16 protein-coding genes are annotated in these 22172 nt (G+C 65.3%); all 16 read right to left on the bottom strand.

The window, feature by feature from the left end; genetic code table 11:
• Positions 1-127: 127 nt before the first annotated feature.
• A complete protein-coding gene (gene pyc / locus HTY61_RS17350) occupies positions 128-3589 on the bottom strand; it encodes a pyruvate carboxylase (protein WP_175277977.1) in 3462 nt (1153 codons plus the stop codon).
• 91 nt (positions 3590-3680) lie between these two features.
• The gene (locus HTY61_RS17345; protein ID WP_175277976.1) at positions 3681-5294 is read right to left on the bottom strand and encodes an acyl-CoA dehydrogenase family protein; all 1614 of its coding nucleotides are present in this window, start codon (positions 5292-5294) and stop codon (positions 3681-3683) included.
• A 1-nt stretch (position 5295) separates the two neighbouring features.
• On the bottom strand, positions 5296-7119 hold the full coding sequence (locus HTY61_RS17340) for a feruloyl-CoA synthase (protein WP_175277975.1): 1824 nt from the start codon (positions 7117-7119) through the stop codon (positions 5296-5298).
• Complete coding sequence (locus tag HTY61_RS17335; RefSeq protein ID WP_197945332.1) at positions 7097-7594, bottom strand: MarR family winged helix-turn-helix transcriptional regulator; 498 nt, start codon at positions 7592-7594, stop codon at positions 7097-7099. The genes HTY61_RS17340 and HTY61_RS17335 overlap by 23 nt, the downstream gene beginning before the upstream one ends.
• A 102-nt stretch (positions 7595-7696) precedes the next feature.
• Positions 7697-9013, bottom strand: a complete 1317-nt coding sequence (locus tag HTY61_RS17330; RefSeq protein WP_175277974.1) for a TRAP transporter large permease — start codon at positions 9011-9013, stop codon at positions 7697-7699.
• Positions 9010-9588, bottom strand: a complete 579-nt coding sequence (locus HTY61_RS17325) for a TRAP transporter small permease (RefSeq protein WP_175277973.1) — start codon at positions 9586-9588, stop codon at positions 9010-9012. Before HTY61_RS17325 ends, HTY61_RS17330 begins: the two co-directional genes overlap by 4 nt.
• 71 nt (positions 9589-9659) lie before the next feature.
• Positions 9660-10715 carry a TRAP transporter substrate-binding protein gene (locus HTY61_RS17320; RefSeq protein ID WP_175277972.1) on the bottom strand — a complete coding sequence of 352 codons (1056 nt, stop codon included), beginning with the start codon at positions 10713-10715 and terminating at the stop codon, positions 9660-9662.
• A gap of 231 nt (positions 10716-10946) precedes the next feature.
• Positions 10947-11645, bottom strand: a complete 699-nt coding sequence (locus HTY61_RS17315) for a fumarylacetoacetate hydrolase family protein (protein WP_175277971.1) — start codon at positions 11643-11645, stop codon at positions 10947-10949.
• 175 nt (positions 11646-11820) lie between these two features.
• On the bottom strand, positions 11821-12873 hold the full coding sequence (locus HTY61_RS17310) for an ABC transporter ATP-binding protein (RefSeq protein WP_175277970.1): 1053 nt from the start codon (positions 12871-12873) through the stop codon (positions 11821-11823).
• Positions 12874-12884: 11 nt separating this feature from the next.
• Positions 12885-14168 carry an MGH1-like glycoside hydrolase domain-containing protein gene (locus HTY61_RS17305; RefSeq protein WP_175277969.1) on the bottom strand — a complete coding sequence of 428 codons (1284 nt, stop codon included), beginning with the start codon at positions 14166-14168 and terminating at the stop codon, positions 12885-12887.
• A 4-nt stretch (positions 14169-14172) separates the two neighbouring features.
• A complete protein-coding gene (locus HTY61_RS17300) occupies positions 14173-15381 on the bottom strand; it encodes a carbohydrate ABC transporter permease (protein WP_246272846.1) in 1209 nt (402 codons plus the stop codon).
• Positions 15382-15405: 24 nt separating this feature from the next.
• Entirely contained in the window at positions 15406-16725 is a 1320-nt protein-coding gene (locus HTY61_RS17295) for a carbohydrate ABC transporter permease (RefSeq protein ID WP_175277967.1), read from the bottom strand.
• Positions 16726-16801: 76 nt separating this feature from the next.
• Positions 16802-18145: an ABC transporter substrate-binding protein gene (locus tag HTY61_RS17290; RefSeq protein ID WP_175277966.1), complete on the bottom strand. Its 1344-nt coding sequence runs from the start codon at positions 18143-18145 to the stop codon at positions 16802-16804.
• Between the two features lie 493 nt (positions 18146-18638).
• Positions 18639-19742: a Gfo/Idh/MocA family protein gene (locus HTY61_RS17285; protein ID WP_175277965.1), complete on the bottom strand. Its 1104-nt coding sequence runs from the start codon at positions 19740-19742 to the stop codon at positions 18639-18641.
• A complete protein-coding gene (locus HTY61_RS17280; protein ID WP_175277964.1) occupies positions 19739-21133 on the bottom strand; it encodes an L-fucose/L-arabinose isomerase family protein in 1395 nt (464 codons plus the stop codon). Before HTY61_RS17280 ends, HTY61_RS17285 begins: the two co-directional genes overlap by 4 nt.
• Entirely contained in the window at positions 21126-22160 is a 1035-nt protein-coding gene (locus HTY61_RS17275) for a tagatose 1,6-diphosphate aldolase (protein WP_175277963.1), read from the bottom strand. Before HTY61_RS17275 ends, HTY61_RS17280 begins: the two co-directional genes overlap by 8 nt.
• Positions 22161-22172 lie beyond the last annotated feature (12 nt).

The following is a 22172-nucleotide window of genomic DNA, read 5'->3' as shown; positions in this document are numbered from 1 at the left end:
CCTTGAATCGATTGGATCAGGTCGCGCGATCGCGTCTTTCGACGCATGAAAACCGGGTCTCCGGCCGGTAGCCGAAGGCGCCCCTTCACGGGTTCACGCCGCGCGCGGGCGCGGCGTGAACCGACGTCTATTCGTAGACGACGAGCAGGTCCTTGGCGTCGATCTGGTCGCCTGCCTTGACGACCACTTCGGCGATCGTGCCGTCGCGCTCGGCATGGATGGCCGTTTCCATCTTCATTGCCTCGATGGAGACAAGCACGTCGCCCGCCTTGACCTCCTGGCCGGCGGAGACGCCGATCGTGGAGATCACGCCGGGCATCGGCGCGCCGACATGGTTCTCGTCCGCCGGATCGGCCTTGCGACGCGCGACCGTGCCGCTTGCGCCATGGGCCCGGTCGGGCACCTTGATGCGGCGCGGCTGGCCGTTCAGCTCGAAGAACACGGTGACCATGCCCTTCTCGTCCGTGTCGCCGACGGCCAGGCAGCGGATGACAAGCGTCTTGCCCTTCTCGATCTCGGCGAAGACCTCGTCCTCCTGGCCGAGACCGTAGAAATAGACCGGCGTCGGCAGGGACGAAACAGGCCCGTACATCGCCTGGGCATGGGCGAAATCGGTGAACACCTTCGGATACATCAGGTAGGAGGCGAACTCGAAGTCCGAGAGTTCCCGCCCGAGTTTTTCCTTGATCTCCTTGCGCATGGCGTCGAGGTCGGCCGGCGGCAGAAGCGAGCCCGGAACCTCGGTGTAGGGTTTTTCGCCCTTCAGCACCTTTTTCTGGATGGCTTCGGGCCAGCCGCCCGGCGGCTGGCCGAGATCGCCGCGCATCATCGCCACGACCGATTCCGGGAACGCGATGTCCTTGTCCGGATCGGTCACGTCCTCGACCGCGAGATCCTGGCTGACCATCATCAGCGCCATGTCGCCGACGACCTTGGACGAGGGCGTCACCTTCACGATATCGCCGAACATCATGTTGACGTCGTGATAGGCCCGCGCCACCTCGTGCCAGCGGGTCTCCAGCCCCAGCGAGCGGGCCTGCTCCTTGAGGTTCGTGAACTGTCCTCCCGGCATCTCGTGGAGATAGACTTCCGAGGCAGGCCCCTTCAGGTCGCTCTCGAAGGCGGCATACTTGGTGCGCACCGCCTCCCAGTAGAAGGAAATCTTGCGGATCCACTCCGCGTCCAGGCCCGGATCGCGCTCGGTGCCACGCAGCGCCTCGACGATCGAGCCGAGGCAGGGCTGCGACGTGTTGCCGGACAGCGCGTCCATCGCCGCGTCGACCGCGTCGACCCCGCTTTCCACCGCCGCCAGCACGGTCGCCGCCGAGATGCCCGACGTGTCGTGGGTATGGAAATGGATCGGCAGGTCGGTCGCCTCGCGCAGCGCCTTGAACAGGATGCGCGCGGCTTCCGGCTTCAGCAGGCCTGCCATGTCCTTGACCGCCAGCATGTGGGCGCCGGCCTTTTCCAGCTCGCCGGCGAGGTTCACGTAATACTTGAGATCGTATTTCGGCCGCGCCGAGTTGAGGATGTCGCCGGTATAGCAGATCGCCGCCTCGCAGATCTTGTTCTCCTCGGCGACCGCCTCCATCGAGACGCGCATGTTGTCGACCCAGTTGAGGCAGTCGAATACCCGGAACAGGTCGATGCCGCCGGCCGCCGCTTGGCGCACGAAATACTTCACCACGTTGTCGGGATAGTTGGTGTAGCCGACGCCGTTGGCGCCGCGCAGCAGCATCTGCAGCAGCAGGTTCGGCACCTGTTCGCGGATCTTCGCGAGACGCTCCCAGGGATCCTCGGTCAGGAACCGCATGGCGACGTCGAAGGTCGCGCCGCCCCAGCATTCCAGCGACAGCAGTTCGGGAAGGACGCGGGCGTAGCATCCGGCGATCCTGACGATGTCGTGCGTGCGCATGCGCGTCGCCAGCAGGCTCTGGTGGCCGTCGCGCATGGTCGTGTCGGTCAGGTAGACCTGCTTCTCGGCACGAAGCCACCGGGCGAAGCCCTCCGGGCCGAGCTCGTCGAGCTTGCGCTTGGTTCCGCCCGGGGGAATCGGGATGCCGGGCCACGGCACGATCGGTGGCGCGGCCTCGGCCGGCGGCTTCGGCCGTCCCTTCGTCTCCGGATGGCCGTTCACGGTCACGTCGGCGATATAGGTGAGCAGCTTGGTCGCCCGGTCGGCCCGCTTGACCTGCTGGAACAGCTCCGGCGTCGTGTCGATGAACTTGGTGGTGTAGGTATTGTTGCGGAACTTCTCGTGCCCGATGATCGCCTCGAGGAAGGTCAGGTTCGTCGCCACGCCGCGGATGCGGAACTCGCGTAACGCACGGTCCATGCGCCGGATCGCCTCCTCCGGCGTCGGCGCCCATGCGGTAACCTTCTCCAGCAGCGGGTCGTAGAAGCGCGTGATCACCGCGCCCGAATAGGCCGTACCGCCATCAAGTCGGATGCCGAAGCCGGTCGCGCCGCGATAGGCGGTGATGCGGCCATAGTCGGGAATGAAGTTCTGCTCGGGATCTTCCGTCGTGATGCGGCACTGCAGGGCGTGACCGTTGAGCCGGATGTCCTCCTGGCGCGGGACGCCCGATTCCGGCGTGCCGATCGCCGCGCCGTCCATGATGTGGATCTGCGCCTTGACGATGTCGATGCCGGTGACCTCCTCGGTCACGGTATGCTCGACCTGGATGCGCGGATTGACCTCGATGAAGTAGAACCTGCCGGTATCGGCATCCATCAGGAACTCGACCGTTCCCGCGCCGATATAGCTGGTCGCATTGGCGATCTTCAGCGCGTACTCCGCAAGTTCCGCCCGCTGCTCGTCGTTCAGATAGGGTGCCGGCGCCCTCTCCACGACCTTCTGGTTGCGTCGCTGGATCGAGCAGTCGCGCTCGAACAGGTGAACGGCATTGCCGTGCGTATCTCCGAGGATCTGCACCTCGACGTGACGCGCGTTCTCGACGAGCTTTTCGAGATAGACCTCATCCTTGCCGAAGGCCGCACGCGCCTCCCGCTTGGCTTCCAGCACTTCGCGCTCGATTTCATCCTCGGTACGAATGACGCGCATGCCGCGCCCGCCGCCGCCCCAGGATGCCTTCAGCATCACCGGGTAGCCGACTTCGGCAGCCATCTTCTTCACCGTGTCCATGTCGTCGGGCAGCGGCTTGGTGGCGGGCACGACCGGAACCCCGGCGGATACGGCAAGATTGCGCGCGGCGACCTTGTTGCCGAGCGCCCGCATCGTTTCCGCCTTCGGACCGATGAAGGTCACCCCGGCCTTTTCGCAGGCCTCGACGAATTCCGGGCTTTCCGAAAGGAGACCGTATCCCGGATGGATCGCGTCCGCGCCGGAGATTCGGGCAACCCGCAGCACTTCCTCGATCGAGAGATAGCTTTCGATTGGTCCGAGCTCGCGATCGAGATGCGGCCCCCGCCCGACCTGGTAACTCTCGTCGGCCTTGAACCGATGCAGGGAATACTTGTCCTCCTCCGCCCATATGGCGACGGTCTTGATTCCCAGTTCGTTGGCCGCGCGAAATACGCGGATGGCGATTTCCGAACGGTTGGCTACGAGGATTTTCTTGATGGCCAAGGCTCTAACCCGGTCTGGCGTTAACGTCAGGTGAGAGTCTTTATCGTCAAACATTGTGCGGCGCAAACACGTTCGCGCCCCGTCCGTTGTCTCAACTTCCCCGAAAAGCGGCCTCTGCCATCAGCTTGCCCCATGCGGCCCGTATGTCGTGCGGGGTGCGGCGGGCGACACTTGCCGCCACTCGGGCATAGCGTGCCGGCTGCGGCGATTGCCCGCTTCTTGCGCCGATCCGGGCCCAGACCGCCAGGAACAGGACCAACCCGGTCAGTTGCATGAAATCATGCGCCAGCGCGCCGGTATCCCCGGCTTCTCGCACCTTGTCGCGCGCCTCGACCCAGAGCTTCGCCGCGTCGCCGACGGATACCGAACCTGTCTCGTCCGCGATTCCGGCAATCAGGCCGGCAAAGGACTCCGCGCCGTCGCCGACGCGCAGGCCCCGCCCCGCCAGTGCGCCGGCATGAATTCCGTTGGCGCCCTCGTAGATCGCGGTGATCCGCGCGTCGCGACATGTCTGCTCGACCCGGTATTCCCGCAGATAGCCATAGCCGCCGAGCACCTGCACGCCGAGTTCGGCCGCCTCCATGCCGGCTTCGGTGCAGAACACCTTGGCGACCGGCGTCAGGAACTCGACCAGACCGGGATTCTCTCCGGTTTCCAGGACGACCAGCGCAAGATGCGCGATCGCGCGGGCGCCGATGGCCAGCGAATCCATCCGGTCCAGCATGCGCCGCACGTCGGCGTGCTCTTCCAGCTTCGCCGGTTGTCCGTCTCCGTTTCGTCCCTGGATCCGTTCGGCAGCATAGGCGCTCGCAATGTCATGGGCACGGGCGGCATGCGCCGCGCCTTGCAATGCGACATCGAGGCGCGCGTGGTTCATAAGCGTGAACATCGCCCTCAACCCCTCGCCCGGCCTGCCGACAAGCTCCGCTTCGGCGCCGTCGAAAACCAGCTGGCAGGTCGGCGAGGCATGCAGGCCCATCTTCTCCTCGATACGCGCGACCGACACACCGTTTCGGCTGCCGTCGCTTCGTTCAGAGTGGCACAGGAAAAGCGACAAGCCCTTGATGCCGTTGTCGGAGGTGCGCGCGAGAACGAGATGCAGGATGCCCCGGCTCAGGTCCTGGTCGCCACCGGAAATGAAAATCTTCTCGCCGTCGATGCGCCAGCCGTCGGCGGCCTCGGTCGCGCGGCAGCGAATGCGCGACAGGTCCGAGCCGGCACCCGGTTCGGTAAGACACATCGTGGCAAGCCATTCACCGCTGGCAAGCGGCGGGACCATCCGAGTCTTCTGATCGTCGGTTCCGAACCGCATGATTGTGCGGATCGCGCCGGGAACAAGCCCCACCACCATCTGCAAGGAGTGGCAAGCCCCGGAAAATATTTCGCTGACCAGCGCCGCGATCGCTCCGCCCATGCCCTGCCCGCCAAATTCCTCCGGCGCGGTCAGACCCGGCCAGCCCTGTTCGACCCAGGCATCATAGGCATGCCTGAAACCGTCCGGCATGCGCACGCGGCCGTTTTCCAGCCGGGCGCCCTGCACGTCACCCGGCTCGTCGAGCGGCGCGATTTCACCCTCGGCGAACACCGCGAAATGGCCGGCGATCTCGCCGGCGAGTTCGTCGTCCCATCCCGTTATGCGCCTTGCCCCTGCCACTTCGTTCAGGGAGAACAGCATGTCCGCGACCGGTGTCGAAAACGGCTTCATTTCAGGCTCCCTGGATACGAATGGTCGCCGGATCGTCGTCGTCGTAGAGACGATCCAGCAATGCGGCCCTGCGCGTCAGGACCTTGCGCGCGTTGAGACTTCCCTTGGCGGTCATTTCGCCCTCGCCGAGGGACGCGGGTTCCGCCATCACCAGCGCGCGCGCGACCCGTGTCGAGGAGCCTGTTGCCGTCCGGGCCCGTTCGGCAAGGCGACGGGCGATCTCCGCCGAGAGACCCGGATCGGTCAATGCGCCGCCCGCCTCTTCGGGGGCGTAGCCGGCATCGGCGAGCGCCTGCCTGTCCGGAAACACCAGCACGCCGATCTCGTTGCGGTCATGCCCGGTAATGACGAGGTCGGCCGCAAGCGGCGACAGGCAGGAAAGCAGGTCAAGCCGCAACGCCGCGGCCCGCACCCATGTCCCGGTCAGAAGCTTGAAGTCCTCGGAAATTCGCCCGTCGAAGCGCAAACCCTTTTCCGGCCGCTCCGGATCGACGAACCGCATCGCGTCGCCGGTGACGAAATAGCCTTCCTCGTCGAAGCTTCCGGCGGCCTTTCCGGCATCCCCGATATAGCCGGACATGATATTGGGCCCCTTCACGCGCACCTCGCAGCGCATGTCCTCGTCCGGCAGCAGCTTCACCGAGATGCCGTTGAGCGGAACGCCGACAATGCCGGACCGCGAGGTCGGCTCGTGCTGCAGCAGGCAGGCGGGCGCGGTTTCTGTCAGCCCCCAGCTCGAGGTCATCAGCGGCACCGATCCCTTTACCTCGACGGCCATTTGCTCGAAGCCCTCCCAGACCTCCTGTGGCAGGGATGCCCCGGCATAGAAGACAAGGTCGAGGTCGGCGAAGAAACGCCGTCGGAGACTGTCGTCGGCACGCAATGCGCCAAGCAGCATGGAAAACCCTACCGGCACGTTGAAGGCCAGCGTGCCGGTCACCATTGAAAGGTTCTCGAGCGTCCGCTCGAAACGCCCCTTTACCGGCTTGCCGTCATCGATGTAGAGGCTGCCGCCATTGGCCAGCATCATGTTAAAGTTGTGGCTGCCACCGAAAACATGGTTCCACGGCAGCCAGTCCACGATCACCGGCGGGCGCTCGCGAAGGAAGGGCAGAGCATCGGCCATCTGGGTCTGGTTGACGCACATCATGCGGTGCGTCGTCGGCACGCCCTTGGGATGCGATGTCGAACCGGATGTCATCAGGATCTTGACCACGCTGTCCGGCCCCACGCCTGCGTGGACGGCATCGACATCGATGCCGGCGTCGCCACGCAGCAAATCGTCGAACGGCGTGGCGCGCGACGATCCGGGCCGGCTGGCGACGATTTCCACGCCCTCCAGCTCCTTCAGCGCAATGGCCTCGGCATATTCCCCCGCATCCACGGCATAGGCCAGCGACGGACGCACCAGATCGATGACATGACGCAACCGGTCGTGGGCTCCGGGGATCAGGGCGTATTGTTCGGCGACGGGAACGACCGGGATGCCTGCATATTGCGCGGCCAGCGAAAGCAGCCCGTGATCGACGCCATTGCCGGACATGATCAGGATCGGCGTATCGGCATTCAGGCCGCGACCGACCAGCGCAGCGGCAATCGCGCGCACCTTTTCCAGTACCGCCGAATAGCTTTCCTCACGCCAACCGGGACCGGAACGCTCGGCCAGGAACACGCGGTCGGGAGCCTCGCCCGCCCACCTGTGCAACCAGTCGCCGGTCGTATCGGCGACCTCGCCCAGCTCGTGGCCCGAGGTCAGGATGATCGAACCGTCCGGCCGATCCTCGCGAACGACATTGTGCGATCTATAGCTTTCCGTCCGTACCATCTTGTTCCTCCCGTTTCGCCCTCTCGATCGTTTGCAAGGCGGCGATGAATGTCTCCCGCTCCGCTTTCCCGAGTGCGGCCAGCAACCTTTCTTCATGCTCTCTTGCCGCTTTCACCGCCCGCTCGCACATGCGGTGCCCTTCCCGCGTGGCACGTAGGGCGTGACTTCGCCGGTCGTTCGGCGCCGGATTGCGGACAATCCAGCCCTTGCCCTCGAGATCGTCGACGATGGTGACGAGATTGGACCGCTCGACGGTGAGAGCGCTGGCCAGCTGCGTCTGGCTGAGATCGGGGTTGTCCACGATCAGGATGAGCGCGGTGAAAGTGATCATGCGCAGCCCGAACGGCTCAAGCGTACGCGCCAGGTCCGCCTGCACGACGTTGAAACTGCGTTTCATGTTGTAGCCGGCGAAACCGCGCAGGGTACTGTCGGAAATGCCGACATGCCCTTTCTCACTGGAAGTCTGTCTTGGCACGCGCCTCCTCCCGCCCTGCCGGAATGGGTATTAGTCATAAATGTTATAAGGCATAACAATTATAACGTAAAGATGGTTTGAGCGGCCCTCCGCGCCGGCCCCTCAGGCCGGCAGCAGGAACAGCGTGATGGCAGGAAACATCACGAGCAGGATGACGCGAACGATGTCGGAGCCGACGAAGAACAGCACGCTCTTGTAGGTCTCGACCATTGGCGTTTCACGGTCCATCGAATTGATGATGAAGAGATTCATCCCGACGGGCGGGGTGATGAGCCCGACCTCCACGACGATCAGGACGAGAATGCCGAACCAGATCGCCAGGTGTTCGGGCGACAGGCCGAAATCGAGCGAGCTGACGACCGGAAAGAAGATCGGGATCGTCAGAAGGATCATCGACAGGGAGTCCATCAGGCAGCCGAAGACCAGGTAGAACAGCAGGATCAGCACCAGCACGACCCACGGGCTGAAGCCCTGGCTGACCACGAAGCTGGAAAGCTCCTGCGGCACCTGGGTGAGCGCCAGGAAGGAATTATAGAAGCCGGCACCCAGCACGATGAAGAAGATCATCGCGGTCGACATCGCCGTGGCCATGATGCTCTCCACGAACACCTTCCAGTTCAGGTTGCCGGAAACGAAGGCGATCAGCCCGGTGCCCGCCGCACCGACCGCCGCGCCTTCCGTTGGCGTGAACCAGCCGAGATAGATGCCGCCGACGACAACGAGGAACACGAGAAGGACCGGCCAGACATCGAGCAGGGCGCGGATGCGCTCCGAATAGGGCTGCGGCTCGCGCGTGCCTGCGGCGTCGGGAAAGAGCCGAACATAGATCGAGATGGTGATCATGTAACCGACCGCGGCGAGGATGCCGGGAACGAAGGCCGCGAGGAACAGCTTGGCGATGTTCTGCTCGGTAAGGATTGCGTAGATGACGAGGATCACCGACGGCGGGATCAGGATGCCCAGCGTGCCACCGGCGGCGAGCGTCGCCGTCGAGAACCCGCCCGAATAGCCGTAGCGACGCAGCTCCGGAAGCGCCACCCGGCTCATTGTCGCCGCCGTGGCAAGCGATGAACCACAGATCGCGCCGAAGCCCGCGCATGCGCCGACGGCGGCCATCGCGACGCCGCCGCGCCGGTGCCCGAGCCAGCTTTCCGCCGCCTTGAACAGGGCCGCGGACATTCCCGACAGCGTGGCAAACTGGCCCATCAGCAGGAACATCGGAATGATGGAAAGCGAGTAGCTGGAAAACGTCGTGTAGGTCTCGGTCTTCAGCTTGGCGAGCACCATCGTCGGACCGCCCATGGCAAGATAGAGTCCGCCGATACCGCAGATCATCATCGCGAGACCGATCGGCGCGCGCAGGAAAATCAGGACAAGAAGGATCGGGAAAGACAGGTATCCCAGCTCGAGCATGCTCAATGCATCGCTCCTTCGGTGTGCGGCAGGTAGTGTTTTCCGGTGACAAGGCTCGCGACACGTGCTGCCGCGCAATAGACGCCCACGATGGCGGCGCAGACCGACGCGAAAAAGCTGGCCGCATAGGCCCACCAGATCGGGAACTGGAGCAGGTAGGTTGTCTCGCCGTTCGACATCTTGGACTGCAGCCCCTCGTGGAGGCGCCAGCAGATCAGGATCAGCACCAGAGTCAGGATGACCTCCCAGAACACCACGATGAAGCGGTTGAGCCTTCTGGGCATCTGGTTGGTGAAGATGTCCACCGTGGCATGCCCGCCATGCAGCTGGCAGATCGGCAGGAAGGCGAATATGGCAAACGCGATTCCCGCCTCGACCAGCTCGAAATCGCCGTTAACCGGCCCCAGGCGCGTCAGCATGGCGGCCAGGCCGGGCGCAGCTTCCGCCATGAAATCGGAATGCCCGAGCGTGTTGCAGCCCCGTCCGATGACGCTGATACAGGTCAGCAATACGAGCGCGGCAAGCACCAGTCCGCCGACAATGGCCAGGGTGCGGGCAAGCCACTCCATGATCCTGAGCATGAAAGGTCCCCTCCGAGCCCCCGGAATGCGTCGGGCGGCTCCGGGTCGGGGAACCCGGAGCCGCCACGGTGTCAGTTACCCTCGGTGTACTTGGAAATCAGCGCACGCGCCTCTTCGAGAAGAGCGGTACCGTCGAGTCCCCTTTCGTCGAGTTCCTTGACCCAGGCGTCTAAGGTCGCCTGGGAGGCATCGCGCCATTCCTGGACCTCTTCCTCGGAAAGCTCGATGATGTTGTTGCCCCGCTCGACCGCATCCTTGCGGATAGGCGCATCATAGGCGGCCTGGGTCTTTCCCGCAAAGGCAGAGAACTCGATGCCCGAATTGGCATCGATCACGGCCTTCAGGTCGTCCGGCAGGCTTTCGTAGCGCTCCTTGTTCATCGCGAAGATGAAGGAGGTCGTGTAGAGCGAGGCACCGCCGAACTCTGTATGGTTGTTGACCAGTTCGCCCACCTTGAGGATGCCGGCCACTTCCCAGGGGATGACGGCACCGTCGACCACGCCCTTCGACAGCGCTTCCGGGATCGCCGGGACCGGCATGCCGACCGGCGTCGCGCCCAGAGACGAGAACAGCATGTTCGTCGTGCGCGTCGGCGCCCGCAGCTTCACGCCGTTGAGATCCCCGACCGTGCGAATGGGGTTGTTCGAGTGGATGACGCCCGGTCCGTGCACCCAGACGGCAAGGACGTGGAAGTCCTTGAAGTCCTGGTCGAACATTTCCTTCTCGGCCAGCTCCCAGTAGGCCCGGGACGTGGCCTCGGCATTGGTCATCATGAAGGGAAGCTCGAACACCTCCGCCCGCGGGAACCGGCCCGGCGTGTAGCCGGCGACGGTCCATACGATATCGGCAACGCCGTCGATCGCCTGGTCGATCAGCTCCGGCGGGGTGCCGCCGAGCTGCATGGACGGAAAGCGCTGGATCTTGATGCGTCCGTCGGAATCGGCCTCGACCTTGTCGGCCCAGACGTCGAGCACGTGTTTCGGCACATTGGCCTGTGCAGGAAGGAACTGGTGCAGCCGCAGCGTCACTTCCTGGGCCGTGGCCTGGGCGGTGCCGAGGCCGGCCGCAAGGGCCGACAGGCCGGCGAGACCGGCCAGACCAAGCAGATTTCTACGGATGAAATTCATTTGGGGCTCCTCCTCCTCTATGAACTCAGACGCCGGTTTAACCGGCTTTGGCTCGGAAACGCTACAATTTTTTTGTGATTGTCGCCACTTTTTGTAACACGACACGGCATGGACGACCGTCGCGTTTCCTGCTCGATTCATGCGCGTGGCGGGCGAACGGCCGACCGGAATCGGCCGGAAAGCCGCGTGCCGTCGGCAACACCCTTCAGCCGCGCGAGAGGAGAAGGCGCGTCATTCCGGCTCGCCGATCGTCAGCGCGATATCGTCGAGACCGTCGATGCCGCCGGTGATCCGGTCGCCGGCGACCACGGGTCCGACCCCGGCCGGCGTGCCGGTCATGATCACGTCGCCGGGAGCCAGATGATAGAAGCCGGACAGGTGGCTGATGATTTCGTCGACCTTCCAGATCATCTCCGCCAAGGTTGCATCCTGCCGTGTCCGGCCGTTGACCTCGAGGTGTATGCGCTGGTCGCCGACCGCGCCGAATTCCGCGGCGCGGGTGATCGGCGCCACGACGGCCGAGTTCTCCGCGTCCTTGCCGAGATCCCACGGGCGCTGCTTGACGCGTTCTGCCTGCTGAAGGTCCCGCCGCGTCATGTCGAGAGCGCAGGCATAGCCGAAGATCGCACGGGCGGCCTCTTCCGGCCCCGCCCTGAACACCGGTTTGCCGATGGCCAGCGCGAGTTCCATTTCGTGGTGGAAATTCCCGGTTCCCGGAGGATAGGGAATCGTCGCCCCGGAGTGCGCCAGCGCGAAGGGCGATTTCGTGAAGTAGAACGGCGCCTCGCGATCCACCTCATGCCCCATCTCGGCGGCATGCGCCGCATAGTTCCGGCCGACGCAGAATATCCGCCGAACGGGAAAAGTCCTGTCCGCCCCCCTGACGGGAATTGCCGGGAGTTCGGGCATATCGAAAAAGTGGCCGGTCATCGTGCTTGTTCCCCGCTTGGCCCGTACCGCATCGGCGGCGTCCGACGATCGCGAGCCAGGACCGCCTGGGCCTGCCCCTGACGGCTCGCGCACCGTTGATAGCGCCGGGTTCCCTCGGAGGAAAGGGCATTCGTCTCCGGGTTCCGCTTCCGCCGTCCCGACCGGAAGGCGTTTCCTAGACGACTCGCCCCTCGGAATCGAAGAAATGCAGCCGTGCCGGATCGAAGGACAGGCCCACCGTCCTGCCCCTGATGTCAGCGGGCGCGTCATCGGTGCGCACGACCAGCTGTCCCGCCTCGCCGCAATCGAGATAGAGATAGGTGTCGGCACCGAGATATTCCGTCACCTCGACACGACCCCGGCACACCGCCCCCTCCGGGTCGGTCAGTTCTATGTGTTCCGGCCGGATGCCGAGCTTGACCGCGGCCTTTCCCGGTCCGCGGTCGAACGGCCCGCTGCCCTGGCCGGGCAGGTGAAACTTTCCGTCGCCGGTGGAGCACGGCAGGATGTTCATCTTCGGCGAACCGATGAACTGGGCCACGAACAGGTTTTCCGGTTTCTCGTACAGCGTGCGCGGCGAGCCGACCTGCATGATCGCGCCATCCCTGAGCACCACGATCTTGTCGGCGAGCGTCATCGCCTCGACCTGGTCGTGGGTCACGTAAACGATGGTCGTCCCCAGCGTCTCGTGCAGCTTGGCGATTTCGAAGCGCATTTCCACACGCAGCGCGGCATCGAGGTTGGAAAGCGGCTCGTCGAACAGGAAGCCGACAGGCTTGCGCGTGATGGCGCGGCCGATGGCGACGCGCTGGCGCTGCCCGCCGGAAAGCTGCTTCGGCTTGCGGTCGAGATAGTCCTCGAGTTTCAGGATGCGCGCGGCATCGGCCACCCGCTCGGCGATCTCGGATTTCGGGTGTCCGGCCGTCTTCAGCCCGAACCCCATGTTCTCTCCCACCGTCATGTGCGGATACAGGGCATAGGACTGGAACACCATGGACAGTTGGCGTTCCGACGGCACGGCGGCGGTCACGTCCCTTCCGTCGATCAGTATCCTTCCGCGCGACACTTCCTCGAGCCCCGATATCAGTCGCAACAGCGTGGACTTCCCGCATCCGGAAGGGCCGACGAAGATGACGAACTCGCCGTCGTCGATCTCGAGGTCGACGCCCTTGATGACCTGCAGCTCGCCGAACCATTTTTCCACTTTCTGCAGCGTGATCGATCCCATGGGTCTTCCTTTCAGGCCACCTCGGCCGCACCGTGTTCGCTGACCAGTGCAAGGTGGATGGCGGCGGTCCAAGTGAAGTTGGGACCGCCCAGCCCCTCGCCGGTCAGCGGATCGAAATATTCGAAGAAGCCGGACTGGCGGACCATCGCCAGCGTGTCGCGGCGCACGCGCATGGCCAGGTCGGCAAGGCCGTGACGTTCGAATCCGGCTGCCATCATCCAGTTCATCACCGACCAGACCGGCCCCCGCCAGTAGCGCCGCTGCTCGAAACCCTCGTGGCGCGGGTCCCAGCTCGGGAACACGTAGCGGCAGCCGTCGAGGATCTCGCGTGCATGGCGGACCATTTCCGCGCGTTGCTCCTCCGTTCCCGCGCCACCGTAGAAGGCCAGCATGGAAGCGTTGGTGATGGCCGGCGACTTGCTTCCGGTGCGAAGGTCGGTGGCGACGAACCCGCACGCCTCGTCGCTCCACATTGCCTGCGCTCCGGCCTCGTCGCGGGCCACCCAGTCCGCGATCCGGCCACGTGCACGCGCATCGTCGAACCGTTCGGCCAGCGCCATGAGGTCGCGATCGGCACGCATCAATACGAACTGCACGCAGGGATCGGCCATGAAGAACGGTCCCTCGCGCACCACGATGTCGTGGTCCCAGCCGCATTCGCGGCCGAATTTCACGATGGTGAGGTATCGATCGTAGGTCTCCTGCGTCGGCCGCTCGGACGGGTCCACCCAGTCGGTGTCGCGGCGGTGATAGGTGCCGAGATCGTCAGGAACGACGATGTTGTTCATCCCGATATCCCAGTCCGGGCAATTGTCGCGCCCGGATTCCCAAGGATGCACGATTCCGACCAGTCCGGTCTCGTCTGGATCGCGGTAGCAGTGCCACCATTCGTGCCAGGCCATTAGCTTGGGGAACATCTCGTGCGCGCGGCGCTCGTCCTCGCGCCCGCCGGTCTCGACCAGCCAGCGTGCCACCGAGGCGACGACGGGCGGCTGCGAGTGACCGGAGGTCGGCGGCTCCGTGCGCGAACCCCAGATGTCGGGACCGGGAAAATAGCCCGGATCGTTCTTCCGGAAGATGATGTGGGGAACCATGCCGTCCTCCCACTGTCCGTCGAAGAGGGTCTCGATCTCGCGCCAGGCGCGGTCGCGGTCGAATGTCGCGAAGCCGAGCGCGGCAAAGGCGGAGTCCCAGTTCCACTGGTAGGGATAGAGGCCCGCGGTCGGCACGGTATAGCCCCCGCGGTCGTTCGCCTTCAGTATTGCGATTGCGCGGTTTTCCAGGTCGTTGGTCATGCAGTCAGCCTTTCACGCCGCCAGCCGTCAGGCCTGAAACCAGGAAGCGTTCGAACCAAAGGAAGAGCACCAGGACTGGCACGGTGGCGATGACCGCGCCGGCCATGAGGTGCTGGCGCGGCACTTCGGACGAATTGAGGGAAACCACGCCGCGGGACAGCGTGAACATGTCGAGATTGTCGAGGAACATGAAGGCGAACAGGAACTCGTTCCAGGCGATCATGAAGACGTAGAGCGCGACCGAGGCCAGCGCCGGAAGCGCCAGCGGCATGGTGATCTTGGCGATCACGCCGGCGCGCGTCAGCCCGTCCATCAGCCCGGCCTCCTCCAGTTCCGACGGGATGCCGCGGAAATGGCCCTGCAGCATGTAGAGCGCCACGGGAATCGTGGTGGCGGGATAGACGATCAACAGGCCGAGCAGCGAGTTGCGCAGCCCGAGCTGCGAGAAAACCGAGTAGAGCGGGATCACCAGCACGATGCTCGGCACCATGTAGATGAGCAGGATGGACCGCGACAGGAACGCCTGTCCGGGGAACCGCAGCCGCGCGACCGCGTAGGCGCCGGGTACGGCGAAGCTCAGCGTGATGATCACGGTGCCGACGGAGACGATGGCCGTGTTCAGCAGGAAGGTGCCGAAGTGGTAGGTGGTGAACAGTTCGATATAGGAGCGGAACAGTCCCGCCGGTCCCTGCGCGAGGTCGAGCGAGAAGTCCAGCGGATTGGCGATCAGCTCCGCCTGGTTCTTCAGGCTCGTCATGACCATCACGTAGAATGGCAGGGCGACCATTGTCGTGAAGAAGACCAGGCCGAGACCCTTGGCGAGACGGATCAGGATCGTTTCGAACTGGTAGCGGGTCGGCCGGCCGGACGGCGCGCCGCGCATGCACCGGTCGATGGCGAACCAGGTCATCAGCACGAAGGCGGCGATCGCGACCGTCTGCGCGGCCGGCGCTGTCGAGACCGGCAGTCCCAGCGGTCTGCCCAGGGTCGCCATGCCGAGAACGATGATGACCGATCCGATGGCCGCGATCTTCAATCCCGGCGTGCGGGCGGCCGGCGGAAATGCCGAGATCAGTCCGCCGCAGACCGCGCCCGCGAGCATCGCCGCGCCCGCCGGCGGTGCCGTGATCGCGCCCGACACGAGCATGAAGACGACCGCGATCAGCATCATCCAGACGGTGCCCCATACGGCGCCGACCGCAATCCCCAGCAATGTTCCCGCGCCCGGTCGCATCCGTCAGCCCTCGTCCCGCGGCGAATATTTGAAGATGACGATCGAGAAGCACAGCAGCACCAGGAACACCACCACGGCCACCGCCGCGCCGGCGCCCAGGTTGGAGATGGCGAAGGCCTGCTCGTAGACGTTCACCGTCAGCGTGCGCGTGCCCGCTGCGCCGCCGGTCAGCAGGAAGATGTCGTCGAAATTGTTGAAGCTCCAGATGAAGCGCAGCAGGAACAGGATCGCCAGGATCCCGACCAGCTGCGGCAGCGAGATGTACCAGAACTGTTGCAGCGGCGAGGCGCCATCCATCTCGGCCGCTTCGTACAGGTCAGCGGAAATCGACTGCATTCGCGCCAGGATGAACAGGAAGGACAGAGGGAAGCTGCGCCACGCCTCGATCATGATGATCGTGGTCAGCGCGACGGGAAAGTTGAACCTGAGACCGAAGAAATCGACCGGGACAGCACGCTGGCCGAGGAAGTTGATCGGCTGCTCGATCGCGCCGATCTGGCGCAGGATCGCGTTGAAGGCGCCCGAGAACGGGTCGAGCAGCAGCACCCAGGTAAAGGCGACGGCGATCACCGGCGCGACATAGGGAAACAGGAACAGGCCCCGAAGCGCCGTCCGCCCGGCAAAGGCGGTGTTTAGGATCTGCGCGGCGAACAGGCCGAGGATGATCGCGCCCAGCGTCGCGAAGACGGTGTAGTAGACCGTCACGCGCATCACGTGCCAGAATTCGGATGCCGAGAAGACCTTGTCGAAATTCTCGAGCGTGAACTCGAAATTCGTGAGCACGTTGTCCGAGGTGACTTGCGGGATCGCCTCGCTGGCGCGCACGGCAACCGGATTGTCGATATAGGCCTGCTCCACCGTCACCTCGATGCGGATCGTATCGCGGAACCGGGCTTCGACCTCGCCGAGGACGCAGCGCAATTCGCGGCCCTCCAGGCTGCAGCGCGGGTCCGTATCGCCTGTCACGCTCAGGCCTTCCGGCAGCGTGTCCGTGAAGCTGACGTCGCGCAGCGGCTTGTCCTGGGACGAATTGCGCAGCCGGTATTCCAGTGTCGCCGTGTCGCCGGGCGCCTCCAGGTCGCCCCTCATCCGCTCGTTGACGAACAGCGTGGCGGCGCGCAGGTCTCCCAGCCCGACCGGCTTGAACGAGATCCAGAAATTGGCCAGCAGCGGCGCCAGCACCACCGCCATCACGATTGCGAAGGTCGGCAGCAACATGGAATAGGCGAGATTCCGCTCGCGCCGGGCCAGCGGGCCGATGGCTTTCGGCGGGCCGGCAGGCGGCTTGGCGGTGCCTGCGGTGCGTTCGACGGCTTGGTTCATGGACTGGACCGGGATTGGTGTTCGGTGCCGGCGGAACGGACGGGCGGCCGGGGCCGCCCGCATTTGCGTCGGGAGGTCAGTCCACTGCCGCGAGTTGTTCGTTCATCATGGCCACGGCCGTCGCCGCGTCGATTTCCCCGTCGATATACTGGCGAACGACCCGGTTGATGATCTGGCTGTTGATGATCTTGGAGGCAAGGGAGAGCTGGCCTTCCTTCACGCCCCAGCGGTCCGCCGTCTCCAGGCCGGTGGTGATCCGCGACACGGTCTCCGCCGGATAGAGTTCAGACAGCGGCGCCTTGCGGTCGACGCCCACCGGCAGTTGCGACCAGCCCTCGACGAACTTGTTCGGCTCGTCAGCCGTGCCGGTGCGGACCGGGAACTTGCCTTCCGGCGCCATCGACAGCGTGTCGAGATAGCCCTCGTCCATGGAGAACTTCACGAACTCGGCGGCGACGTCCGTATTCGCATCCGACGTGACGCCAAGGTAGCGCACGTCCGCCCACGCGGCCCCGTCCGGGTTGGACGGACCGGAGAAGGTCGTGACCACGTCGGTCTTCGACGCCAGTTCCGCCGATGTCGGATCGTCATTGATGGTAGGCGGCGCGGAATCGCGAAGCCCGGCCAGTTCGTCGAGAATGAAGGGCGACCAGATGATCATCGCGGCATTGCCGGAGAAGTAGAGCTCGCGCGACTGCTGCCAGAACAGGTCGCCGGGCGGCGACGCTTCGGCCAGCGCCTTGTAGAATTCCAGCACCTCCGTCGTCTTCGCCTCGTCCAGCGGTGCGAAGCCGTCACTGTCGACCGGCGAGACCCCGTTGGCGAGAAAGACGTGCTCGAGCACCTGGCTCATGAAGTTCTCGTCGACCTTGGTCGCCGCGACGAAACCGTAAATTTCCGGCGGATTGTGCAGCTTCTCGATTGCCGCGGTGATGTTCGCGTAGGAATCGGGCGCCGCAAGGCCGGCCGCGTCGAACAGGTCCTTGCGGTAGACGATCATCTGCGTCCAGCCGTCGACGGGAACCGCCGCCGTCAGGCCGTCGAAATCGGCCATCGAGACCGCGCCGGCCTGGAACGTGTCGACGCCGAGTTCCTCGACGATGTCGCCGTTGGTCTCCACGTCGAGGATTCCCGCCTCGGCCCATGGCAGCACATATTGCAGGGTCAGGTAGATCACGTCCGGCAGGTCGCCGGCTGCAAAGGCCGCGGTCGCGCGCGTTCCCAGGTCGCTTTCCGTCACCGGGATCACCTCGACATCGTGGCCGGTCTTCTCCTTGAAGGCCGCGGCGATCTTTTCCTGGACCGCCAACCGTTCAGGCTGCTCTTCCGTCGTCCAGAACCGGATCGTGTCGGCCTGGGCGAGCGTGACCATGCTGGCTGAGAGCAGCATGGTCCCGGTCAGTTTGGCAATGATGCGCATTCGCTTTCCTCCCGTTGGAATGAGCCGGGGAACACGATCCTCTCGGACATGGCTCCGCTTTCGGCGGGCCCGGGCGAGAATTCCGGGACATTGCGATCCTGAACCCGCGGAACGCTGCATGGAGCGACGACCGTCAAGGCCCTGGGCACGCTCCGTTCAGGGGCGGTGCGCCGAAGGCGTTGGTCGGTCGCAAACCTGCGAGCCGCACATCCTCGAGGCTCTCCTCCCTCGAATAAAAAGCTTGGTCCAAAGCGCTTGCGGAATCAAGTTTCAAAAAATTTGAAAGAAGAATTCGGGTTTATTCGCCCGCTGTCGCGCGGACCGGCAAGCTGAGCCGGAATGTTCGAATCGCGCCCGGATTCGCGGTCCCGGCCTTTACATGACGCGATCCGGATTTCGACACGGCGTTGTTTCGTTCGGGAAACGGGCCACGGTCGCGGTGCAGTATCCGCGACGCGTTTTCATGCAACCTGCCGGCCCGGCCGCGATCGCGTCACGCCGGGTAGTTGGTCGCATCGAGATCGACCGGCTGGCGCTCGGCGATCGAGCGCTGCGCCGCCAGCCCCATGGCGACGGCCTTCAGCCCGTCCTCGAGGCTCACCTCCGGCGCGCCGCCCTCGCGGACCATCCGGTTGAAGCCGAGATGCTGGTAGTAGGTCGAGCCGTGATGGTCGCCGCGCGCCAGTATCTCGGGGTCGACCTCCATCACCTCGACCGTTTCCCTGCGCGAAGCGCGGTCCGCGATCGCGTATTCGGCATGCTTGCACTGCCCGTCCGGCTCGAAGCGGCCCGGCCCCGGCACCCGCGCCTCCAGCAGCGCCTCGGCGCCGATCGCGCTGACCCGCTCCTGGAAATGCGACCCCTCGGCGAACATGCACAGTTCGAGCATCGCGGCGACGCCGTTCGAGAACTCGATGGTGACGAAGCTGTGGTCGAGCACGTCGGGCACCCGTCCGTCATAGGATTCGTCGAGATGGTTGATGGCCTGCCCGCCGATGGCGTGGATCCTGGCCGGCTCCGCCCCGGTCATCAGCCGCATCAGGTCGAAGAAGTGGCAGCATTTCTCCACCAGCGTTCCGCCCGACGAGGCGTTGAACCGGTTCCAGTTGCCCACCTTCGGCAGGAAGGGAAAGCGCCGCTCCGTGATCGAGACCATGTGAACGCGCCCCGCGCGCCCGGCCTTCAGGTCCGCCAGCAGGCGGGTGACGCCGGGCATGTAGCGATATTCCATCGCCACCCAGATCGGCGCGTCGCGGCCGGCCGCCTTGTCGGCGATGCGGCGCGCCTCCTCCCGGTCCTTCACCACCGGCTTCTCGACGAGGACCGGCCGCCCGTCCTCGATCAGCCGGTCGAGGATCTCGGCATGGGTGTGGTTGGGCGAGGCCACCACGAACGCGTCCGCGTCCGCGCGTTTCAGCAGCTCGCGGTAGTCCTCGCAAAATGCGACATCGCCCGGCACCAGCGCCGCCGCCGCGGCACGCATGGCCGCGTCCGGCTCGGCGACCGCCGTGATCCGCGCGCCCTCCACGAGCCCGATATTGCGGATATGCTCCTGGCCCATCATGCCGGAGCCGATGATTGCGTATTTGACTGTCATGGCGTGAGATCCAGAACGGGAAGACGGAGCTCGCGCGCCACGTGTTCGAGCGCATCGCGGTGGTCGCCGTAGGCGAGCGCGACATGGTGCTCGAGCGTGGCGCCCAGCATGTTTTCGAGAAAGGCGGCTGCCGGCACGTCGAGGCGCAACACGCCCGAGGTGCCGCCGAAGGAGGGCGGCGCGTCCAGCATCTCCCCGGTGGCGACGGCCATCGTCAGCCGCCCGCCGGCCTGGCTGATGCGGGCGAGCGTCACCCGCCCCGGCTTCAGCGCGAACTGGAACAGCAGCGGCATTTTCCGGTTCGAGTGGATCGTGGCCGCGACCGGTTCCGCGCGCCGCGCCATCGATCGCGGTGCCTGGCCGCAATGCCACAATACAGCGGTATCGTCGTCGGCATCGATGTCGACGATATCGGCAAGAAAGGCCGGCTCGCCCGCGATCGCCTGGAGCATGTAGGCGCTGATCGCGCCGTGGACATCGGCCTCGCAGGCGCAGGGCGTCCGCTTCTCGCCCATCATCGCCACCGGCCCGCAAACGGCGCCGCCATACTCGGTGAAGGTCTCCGGCCAGCAGCGGATGGCGAAGGCGTCGTAGCGCCCCTCGGCCTTCAGCCGGTCGAGCGCGCCGCGCAGGCGCAGCGAGCGGTCGAGCTCCGCCTGGTCGACATCGGCGATCCCGGCGACATCGGCGAGATCCGCGCGGACCTGCCCGACCTCGTCTTCCGGAACGGCCCTTGCCGCGTCGAACAGCCGGTCCAGCCCGATCGTCTCGACGCGAACCCGGGCGAGCGCGTCCAGCCCCTCGTCGCTGTATGCGCAGGTGTCGAATCCGGCCGGATGCTCGCCGATGCGCCCGATCCGCATACCGCGCAGCGCGCGAAGCGCCGCCTCTCCGGCCTGCGACGCCGTCTCGCGGGGTTCGCGCGTGACGGGCGCGGGAAGCGGCGAGGCCTTCAGCCATGCCTTCACCCGCTCCGCCGTCCCCGGCCGCTCCGGCGCAGCGTAGAGCGGAACGAATTCCCTGTTTCGCAGGCCGAGTGCGTGGGCCGCGAGGTTGAGGCCGCAGAAGGCGTTGAGGCGCAGGCGCCCGCCGGTCCGCGGTTCCGGCAGCGCCCAGATGCGAAGCGGACCGCCGAACCGTTCGGCGATCATGCAGATCGCTTCGGCATCGGTGAAGGTCGACTGGATGACGATCACGCCGTCGGCCGCATCGCCCGCGCTGGCCTCTATGGCCGCGGCCACCTGCGCGTTGTCGAACAGCATGTCGCCATCGCCGGTGAACTGCACGCCGCTGTCACGCAACAGCGAGATCGCCGCCGGGCTGCAGGCCCGGGCATGGTCGACGTCGAAGGTGGGACGTCCCAGGACGAAGAGACGATGGACTTCAGCCATGGCCGAAACCCGCATATGCCTTGCGGAAACCGCCGTCGGCAGGCGCGATGCCGGCCTTGCAGCGATGGCGGGGATGCTCGAACCAGGGTGTCGCCGCCTCGTCGGTCAGCCGGTTGATCTCCTGCATGTAGGCAGTCGACTCGCCACGCAGCCCCGCCTCGATGCGCTCCCAGTCGGGAAATGCCCCGAAGGCATCCAGCCAGATGGCTCGGCCCGCGAGATAGCCGGAAGCCCCCGCAGCATAGGCGTGGCGCAGGATGGTCCGGAACTCGTCCTTTCCCGCGCCCGCCGACAGCATCACCCAGGGCCGGCCGGCCAGCCGCCCCATCTCGTCGAACAGCGCCTGGACGTTCGCAGTGCCATTCCCCAGGTCGCCGGCGGCAACCGGGCTTTCCAGCTTGAACACGTCGATGCCGTAGTCCGGACCGGCGAATTCCTCGACGCTCGCCAGGACATGGTCCGCGCGCTTGGTGCGCATCTCGACATAGTCGCGCGTCTGCTCGTTGTCGGAGGCAAGCGGGTAGACCAGCAGCTCGAAAAGAAACGGGATGTCGAAACGGGCGCAGGCCTCGCCGACGCGCTTCGTGAAGTCCTGCTGCGCCCTGCATATGGCCGGCGCGGCATCGGGACGGTACCAGGCCAGCACCTTCACGGCGTCGCCGCCGGCGCGCTTGATCTTTTCGACGGACCAGTCGTCGATCTCGGACGAAAGGCGCCCCTCCGGCGTTTCCTCGAACACCGAGTCCTCGAGCGTCAGGATCAGTCCCTTGCGCGGATCGAGAATGTCCACCGCGCCCGGGTAGGCGTAATGCGGATCGAGCAGCATCGCCGTGGATTCGGCCTGCAGCGTTTCCACCAGCAGACGCTTGAAACGCGCCACGTCGTCCCAGGGTGCTTCGGTCGTGCCGCGCGCCCTGGCGATCGGGGCCTTGATGGGCGGCCGCTGGTCGACGGCCGTCATCTTGAAGCGCCCGCCTGCATCCGCCATGCGCCGCATGCCCCACAGTTTTCCGGCAGAAAGGCTCATCCGGCTCTCCTT

Source organism: Oricola thermophila (assembly GCF_013358405.1).
Lineage (GTDB): Bacteria > Pseudomonadota > Alphaproteobacteria > Rhizobiales > Rhizobiaceae > Oricola > Oricola thermophila.
Note: the sequence above shows the minus strand (reverse complement) of the source record. Positions and strands in the feature narration are given on the sequence as shown.